Annotated in this window: 6 protein-coding genes and 2 pseudogenes; 4 read left to right on the top strand and 4 right to left on the bottom strand. The window is 44.1% G+C overall.

Annotated features, from left to right (window positions below):
* The 3 genes and pseudogenes from AC1DWN_RS22975 to AC1DWN_RS22965 all read left to right on the top strand — a co-directional run.
* A pseudogene (locus AC1DWN_RS22975) lies at positions 1-537 on the top strand (hypothetical protein); the annotation flags it as partial.
* A gap of 35 nt (positions 538-572) precedes the next feature.
* The gene (locus tag AC1DWN_RS22970) at positions 573-1742 is read left to right on the top strand and encodes a hypothetical protein (RefSeq protein WP_477561224.1); all 1170 of its coding nucleotides are present in this window, start codon (positions 573-575) and stop codon (positions 1740-1742) included.
* Complete coding sequence (locus AC1DWN_RS22965) at positions 1739-2419, top strand: hypothetical protein (protein ID WP_477561223.1); 681 nt, start codon at positions 1739-1741, stop codon at positions 2417-2419. The genes AC1DWN_RS22970 and AC1DWN_RS22965 overlap by 4 nt, the downstream gene beginning before the upstream one ends.
* 100 nt (positions 2420-2519) lie before the next feature.
* Here the strand turns inward: AC1DWN_RS22965 and cyoD are convergent, their stop codons facing one another.
* From cyoD to cyoA, 4 genes are all read right to left on the bottom strand, one after another.
* Positions 2520-2879, bottom strand: coding sequence for a cytochrome o ubiquinol oxidase subunit IV (gene cyoD, locus AC1DWN_RS22960; RefSeq protein ID WP_477561222.1), 360 nt, complete (start codon positions 2877-2879; stop codon positions 2520-2522).
* A 1-nt stretch (position 2880) separates the two neighbouring features.
* On the bottom strand, positions 2881-3498 hold the full coding sequence (gene cyoC / locus AC1DWN_RS22955) for a cytochrome o ubiquinol oxidase subunit III (protein WP_477561221.1): 618 nt from the start codon (positions 3496-3498) through the stop codon (positions 2881-2883).
* Complete coding sequence (locus AC1DWN_RS22950) at positions 3498-5468, bottom strand: cbb3-type cytochrome c oxidase subunit I (protein ID WP_477561220.1); 1971 nt, start codon at positions 5466-5468, stop codon at positions 3498-3500. Before AC1DWN_RS22950 ends, cyoC begins: the two co-directional genes overlap by 1 nt.
* A gap of 183 nt (positions 5469-5651) precedes the next feature.
* Positions 5652-6641 carry a ubiquinol oxidase subunit II gene (gene cyoA, locus AC1DWN_RS22945; protein ID WP_477561219.1) on the bottom strand — a complete coding sequence of 330 codons (990 nt, stop codon included), beginning with the start codon at positions 6639-6641 and terminating at the stop codon, positions 5652-5654.
* A gap of 263 nt (positions 6642-6904) precedes the next feature.
* Between cyoA and AC1DWN_RS22940 the strand changes: the two are divergent.
* Positions 6905-7602, top strand: a pseudogene (locus AC1DWN_RS22940) (hypothetical protein); the annotation flags it as partial.

Below are 7602 nucleotides of genomic sequence, written 5' to 3'. Positions count from 1 at the left end.
AGGCAAATGCCTGAAGGGCTGTGTTATATCTACATATTACTCGGCAAGGAAGCTGATTCCGTTCAGCGACAAATAGTCGCTGCCGCCTCTCATGAACAACACTTGACCTGTGGAGAGTACTTGAATCTCCCCGATTACCGCAACACCATCTTCGATCGTGCTGACGGTGAATTTCTTAGCTTTCGCAGGGCGGAAGCCCTGCATAGTGAAAGCGAGATGCAGGACAATCATTCTGAAAATTTTACGCTAACGACGAATACTGTTCAAGAGAAGCCCTATCGCCGAAGCTCTTGGCTGCAGCATCCGGTTACGCATTATACGATTGCTGCGTCTATTACACTGCTGCTGCTCGGAAGCGGAACCTTTGCAACTTTCTCGCAGAAAATCGCCGAGTTCGATAGTAACATGATAGAGCAGCAGAAGCATCCATCTGCTAATCCAAACTTAGATAAAGGACAGAAGGAATCGTGGTCGGACAAAATGGTCAATCAAACAAGCTCATGGCTCGATGGCCTGGAAGCTATACGTTTTAAATAGAGCTCAACTAGCACAAAGAGAGGAATGAATTTAGGATGAACAAAAGTGCGTTAACCGCTTTTTTGCTCTCGTTTTTACCAGGTGTAGGGCATGCCTATCTAGGTCGTCCCGTCAGGGCGGTTTTGTATGGAGGGTCTTTCTTCGGCCCTTTAGGTTTACTACTATTAATAGGATTTATTAATTCAGGTATAGATGATGGGTTTATGATTTTCCTAATGTTTGTGGCCATGCTGAGCGCAGTTATCAACATGCTGGATATGATCTTTTTACTCATCTCGGGTAAAGCACTTGGAGTCCATCATGTAAAACAATCCTTCGGAGGTGATTCTGAGTCTATAGCAGGCTCTGTACCGCTTTCCTATGACGAGCAGCAGGAGAAAACACGTGTAATCATGCTATCCTTTTTCCCAGGCCTTGGTCATATGAGTATCGGTCTTATGCAGAGGGGCATTACGTTTCTAATTTCTTTTGTTGGTTTGTTAGCGATTATTATCTTTTTAAGCGTAATAACAGGTACGGGTGTATTGCTTATCTTCTTGCTGGCGCTGCCTGTTATATGGATATACAGCATGTTCGACGCGATGCAGCAGCTGCAAGCTAAGCAGCGCGGTGAGCAATTAATCGATCGTGCGATATTTGAGGACTTAGAGTCACATGTTGCTACAGGCCGCAAAAATAAGGTGCTTGCAATCGCCTTAGCGATATTTCCAGGAGCAGGACATCTTTACTTAGGCATGCAAAAGAGAGGCATGCAGTTAATGGGTGGTTTCCTGTTAGCCATTTATATTATGGATAATTTACGTCTGTCTTTGTTCTTCTTCTTGCTGCCTCTTTTCTGGTGCTTTGCGTTCTTCGATGCTTTGCAGCAAACGTCGCGTTATGAGCGTCAAGAGCTTAGTGATGAGCCAATCTTGAATCAATTCGTTCCTTATCAAAAGTGGTTCGGTATCGCCTTGCTTGGATGCGGTGTTTATTATTTACTGAATCGCGTCGTTGCGGATTTGGTTAGAACTAATTTATCGAGACAAATCTACGATATGTATATGGGAGCCATATTCATGATCCCAACCATAGTGATTTCGTTTGTCCTCATTATCGTTGGTCTGCGTCTGACCTTTGGCAGTAGGATGACACCCGGAGCTAAGCAGGCCATAAAACCTGCATCGTCATCTTCTGTGTTTACGAAAAAGGAGGAAACAAAATGAATGCTGCACAAGCTGTTGATAGCCCCAACCGCTCGGAAGGAATCCGAACATGGCGAGTAGGCTCACTGTCAATGGGCGTGACCCTTATATTAATGGGAACGGCATTAGCCGTTTCGATTTGGCAGGACATCGAGTCTTATGAAATGCTTATGTGGGTAGCGCCAATTGTATTTATAATATTAGGTGCTGAGCTGCTTCTTTACTTGAAATTTTCGGGCAKTGATCGCGCCATTGTGCGCTACGACTGGATTAGTGTATTTTTTGTAGGAGTAGTTGGAACAGCAAGTCTTGGACTTGCACTGCTTATGTCGACTGGACTATTTGATGAATTAAAGCGTGAATTACAAATGATACAGCGTTCGGCATTTGTCGAGACAGAGAAGGTGCAAATACCTGCGAACGTGGACAAAATTGTCGTGAATGCAATGAGCAGTGTAGATTTCAGTGAGACGGAAACACGTGAGCTTCAATTGATCGGGCAGGTGCGCTATTGGTCGGTCGACAAGGCTGAACGGCTCGATGACAATATCATGAGGATGAATACTGTAGGTAACACATTATACGTTAGGATTGCAGCGATTGAGCATAAAGACGGCGGGTTCGTGTCTGATACAATCAGTCCGCAATTAACATTGATTGTACCCAAGGGTGTGAAAATCGAGCAAAACAGAAATTAGTCATAAGTCATACGATATAATGTGATTATATAAAAAAGCAGCTCAGGGCTAACGGCCCAAGCTGCTTTTTTTGGTTTAATGTTTAATTATTGTCTCGTTATTATTGAGCAACGGCATTGTATGTCATAATCCACATCGATCCGCCTACGATAATGACCATGATAGCGAGGCCGAAGACTAGCGCAATCAAGTTATAGCGAGGATTCTTCTCGTCTTTGATATGCATAAAGAATACCAGCTGGACGATAAATTGCAAGAGAGCCATCACGATTATGATGATCGTAGCTGCTGTTTTGTTGAAGAGATCATTCATTACCACAACGAGTGGGATGATCGTTAATACGATCGAGAGTAGAAAACCGATTGTATAGCTTTTTATCGAGCCATTATGACCTCCATGTCCCTCGCCATGTGATCCGTTCGAATGAGCGGCAGTGGAATGTGTCGTATGCTTAGACATCCTACATCACCCCCATCAAATAAACGATCGTAAATACGAAAATCCAGATAACGTCCAAGAAGTGCCAGTACAAGCTAATAATCGTAACTTTACGTTTTGTTACAGAAGTAATACCACGGCGACTTAGCTGCAGCATGAGTCCTATCATCCAGACCAGACCTACTGTTACGTGCAAGCCGTGCGTTCCAACGAGTACGTAAAAGGCAGATAGGAATGCGTTAGTCGATATTTTAGCACCTTCACCTACTAAATGGATAAACTCACTTAATTCAAGTCCGATAAAAGCAGCACCGAGCAGGGCGGTAATAGCCAACCAGCCGATCAGACCCTTTTTATTGCCGCGGTTCATTTGTAGAACGGCTATACCGCTCGTGTAGCTGCTCGCAAGCAGAATGAATGTCGAGACGATAATGCCTGGCATTGAAAATAATTCTTCGGCAGTTGGTCCGCCGTTCGTGTTATTACGAAGCACAACATAGGTTGCGAACAAGGTACCGAACAAAATAACGTCAGAGATTAGGAACAGCCAGAATCCAAATGTTTTTATTTCTTCATGATCATGATGCTCCGCATGATGATTATCACCATGCGGTTTTGAATGAGTTACTGTTTGTGCCATTATTTCGACCCCCTTAACGCAGCTTCAGTCCGCTCGATTTCTTCAACTGAAATATAATAATCCGTATCATAGCTGAATGAACGAGCCAGCATACAAGCAATAATGCCAATGAAGCCAGGAATAGCCATCCATAGCCAATCCCATACTAAGCCGAAGCCAAGCGTAAACCAACAAATCGACATGATGAAAGGAATAGCAGAGTTTTTCGGCATATGGATAGGCTCTAGCGGTTCCTCAGGTTCTACAGGCTCGCCATTCGCACGTCTTTGTTTCTCTTCCCACCATGAATCACGACTGTCAACCTTCGGCAAACGAGCAAAGTTATACAGTGGTGCAGGTGATGGAATGGACCATTCAAGCGTACGACCGTTCCATGTATCGCCAGATGTTGTTTTCTTATAGAAACGAATGCTATGAGCGATTTGCCACACTTGGAAAATAAACGCGATTCCCATCAGGAATGCCCCGACAGTTGATACCACGTTAAGCGGCTGCCAGCCCATATCGAAGTTGTATTCGTTGAAACGACGTGTCATCCCCATAAGTCCAAGCGCGTATTGCGGCATGAAACATACGTAGAAGCCGATATTCCAGAACCAGAATGCCCATTTGCCGAGCCCCTCGTGGAGCGTGAACCCGAACAATTTAGGCCACCAGTAGTACAGGCCTGCGAAGTATCCGAACACGACACCGCCGATAAGAACTTGATGGAAGTGCGCGACTAAGAAATAACTGTTGTGGAACTGGAAGTCAGCCGGTGCAACTGACAGCAGTACCCCGGTCATTCCGCCTATGACGAAGCATGGTATGAAAGCAATTGTCCACATCATAGGTGTTGGGAACGTAAGCCGTCCACGGAACATGGTAAACATCCAGTTAAATATTTTAACCCCGGTCGGTATCGCAATAACCATGGTCGTCAGTGCGAAGAACGCGTTGACGTTAGCTCCAGAGCCCATCGTGAAGAAGTGATGCGCCCATGTGAAGAAGGAGAAGAAGCTAATTGATAATAGTGCGAACACCATTGAATTATAGCCAAACAGTTTCTTCTTCGAGAAGGTTGATACAATCTCTGAGAATATACCGAATGCTGGCAAGACAACAATATAGACCTCGGGATGTCCCCACATCCAAATGAGGTTGATATACATCATCGGATTTCCTCCGCCATCAAGGGTGAAGAAATGGGCTCCAAGGTAGCGGTCAATAAACAGTAGGAATAAAGTTACGGTCAAAATTGGGAATGCAAGAATGATCGTAATGGAAGACGATAGCACCGACCATGAAAACATCGGCATTTTCATAAGCTTCATGCCAGGAGCACGCATTTTTAAAATCGTGACAACGAAGTTAATACCCGTTGCCAAACTACCTATACCGGATATTTGTATACCCCATATATAGAAGTCCTGACCTAAGCCCGGACTGCCTGAGAGCTCTGAGAGAGGCGGATAGGCCAGCCAACCTGCGTCCGGTGATCCACCGATTATGAACGATACGTTGAATAGCATCGCACCAAAGAAGAACATCCAGAAGCTGAGTGAGTTAAGGAATGGAAACGCTACGTCACGTGCTCCGATTTGAAGCGGTACAATGACGTTGAACAAACCAAACATGAGCGGCATAGCCATAAACAAAATCATAATAACGCCGTGCGTTGTGAATATTTGATTATAATGCTCTGGGTTTAGAAATTCGGTCTCTGGCAATGCAAGCTGGGTTCTCATAAGCAGCGCATCAACACCGCCGCGGAAGAGCATCAGAATGGATGYGATAATATACATGATACCGATTTTCTTGTGATCGACGCTTGTTAGCCATTCCGTCCAAAGCCAGCGCCACTTTTTGAAGAAGGTTAGGACGAATACAATGGCAACCATGGATAAGCCGATGGAGACTTGAGCCCCTAAAATCATCGGATCGCCAGTCACGAAAAACTCGGACKCAAAATCTTTTATTTTGTCTAACATAAGGGACCTCCTTAAAGTTTTGTGAAGCAAAACTACTTCGTAAGCGTAAGCTTAAGTTTTGTGAAGCAAAACTACCTCGTAAGCATAAGCTTAAGTTTTGTGAAGCAAAACTACTTCGTAAGCATAAGTTTATGCTTTTGCGTTGTGAAGCACATGCTTTCAAGGGCATGTGCATGTTTTAACTTAATGTCCTGCATGCGCTTGGGAATTGTTGTCATTGCCCGTACTTGGACTTTCTTTAGATGTGTCTTCCTTACCAGCAGCAGCATCCTTCTTAGCAGTAGGTTCTAATTCCTTAGTAGCTTGATGCTGCGAATGCGGATTTTCACCCATAACGTATTGAGTAACCACATGCTCGAACAGACCTTTAGGGAATGCGGAGAAGAACTGCTCACCAGAACGACCTGGTACCGATAGTTCTTCGTAGCCTTTCATTGAAAGCGCTGGTGAACCAGCCTTCACTTCTTCAATCCAAGATTTATACTCGTCTTCGGAAGTGGCCTCCACATCAAAAGTCATTTGTGCAAAATCTTTACCAGTAAAGTTAGCACCGGAACCATAGTAGATACCTGGTTCGTCAGCTTGCAGGAATAAAGTCATTGCCATACCTGACATGGTATAAATTTGTCCGCCAAGCTGCGGTACCCAGAAGGAGTTCATTGACGTATCCGATGTAAGCTGGAAGCGAATAGGCACATCCTCAGGTATTTTAATGTAATTAACAGTGGCTATACCCTCATCCGGGTAAGTAAACAACCACTTCCAGTCGAGTGATGTAACTTGTATCGTAATCGCTTCTTTCTCAGAAGCAATTGGCTTGGAAGGCTCAAGTTCATACGTGTACTTCACCGTAATTGCGGCAAGTATAAGGATGATTACGATTGGTATACCCCACCAAATAATTTCTAGCTTCGTATTATGCTCCCAATTGGGTTTATAAGAAGCTTTGCTGCCTGGTCTATCGCGATAACGCCATACGATGAATCCGGCAAGGATGATTACAGGAACGATAATAACGGAGCAAAGAATGGTTGCAATGTAAATCAAATCTTTCTGGGACTCGCCAATTGGTCCCTTCGGATCGAGCACAATGTACTGCTCGCCGCAGCCTGAAAGCAAGACAGCCATTAGCATAATGAGTGCTGGTGTCAGTATACGAATATACGGTTTCATTTTGGTTCAACTCCTCGAAATTACTGCTTACGACTACCATAGCAGATACTCATCGGAATAACTGCGGGGTTAACAATTACGTCAAAAAATCGTCTCTTTTCTGTAATACAATAGTCACTGGTTAGACATATGAGCGCGCCATTTCAAAAAAATAGAGACTCATCAGCTATAAATGGATATAATTGAGTGATCAGCCATAAAAAGATTGGCTATTTATGACAAAGGAAATACTACATTACATTCTATTTTTAAGGGGAGTATTCATGCGGAATCGTTCCGTTTTAGTGAGTATGGTAGTGATTTCATTTATTCTATTAGGCATCTGGAAGGGCGGCATCGTCCATGCGAGCAGTATTTATTCATCCGAAGCCGAGTGGTTAAAGCAATTAGATTTATTTAAAGGCACCGCTTCGGGGTTTGAGCTGGACCGTCAACTTACTCGCGCGGAAGCGGCTGTCCTTATAGTTCGAGTGTTAGGCAAAGAGGATGAAGCTATTTTAATGAGTGAGTCATTACCTTTTTTAGATGTGCCTGTATGGGCCTACCCGGCAGTTTCCTATATATATACGAACAGATTAGGCACGGGACTATCTACTACAGAATACGGTGCTTATAGTTATGTAAGCGCTTCACAATATGCAACGATGCTATTGCGTGGAATGGGTTATCGGGAAGAGTTAGGAGACTTCCCGAGTAATACGCCGTTGGACAAGCTTCTAGCACTGAATGCTATARGCAAGTCTCAATTGAATGAGCTTAAGACAAAGAAATTTACCAGAGGACATGTTGCTCTTCTTACTTACCAAATACTCAAGACAGCAACGAAAGACAGTGGTAAATTACTTGCTGACACGTTAATTGAGCAGGGTATAGTTAGTTATGCGGAAGCAAAGAAAGCGGGGCTGATAGCTCCACCCCTGAAGCTATTAACCGATATGGGCGGCATTGAAGTGTATAGGCC

The organism is Paenibacillus sp. P4_A7 (assembly GCF_056402455.1).
The sequence above is the reverse complement of the archived record's forward strand: the minus strand, read 5'-3'. Positions and strand labels throughout refer to the sequence as shown.

What these genes read in the sequence shown, in the direction of transcription:
- AC1DWN_RS22970 (WP_477561224.1), top strand. Translation starts at nt 573, where the DNA reads ATGAACAAAAGTGCGTTAACCGCTTTTTTGCTCTCGTTTTTACCAGGT.
- cyoD (WP_477561222.1), bottom strand. Translation starts at nt 2,879, where the DNA reads ATGTCTAAGCATACGACACATTCCACTGCCGCTCATTCGAACGGATCA.
- cyoC (WP_477561221.1), bottom strand. Translation starts at nt 3,498, where the DNA reads ATGGCACAAACAGTAACTCATTCAAAACCGCATGGTGATAATCATCAT.
- cyoA (WP_477561219.1), bottom strand. Translation starts at nt 6,641, where the DNA reads ATGAAACCGTATATTCGTATACTGACACCAGCACTCATTATGCTAATG.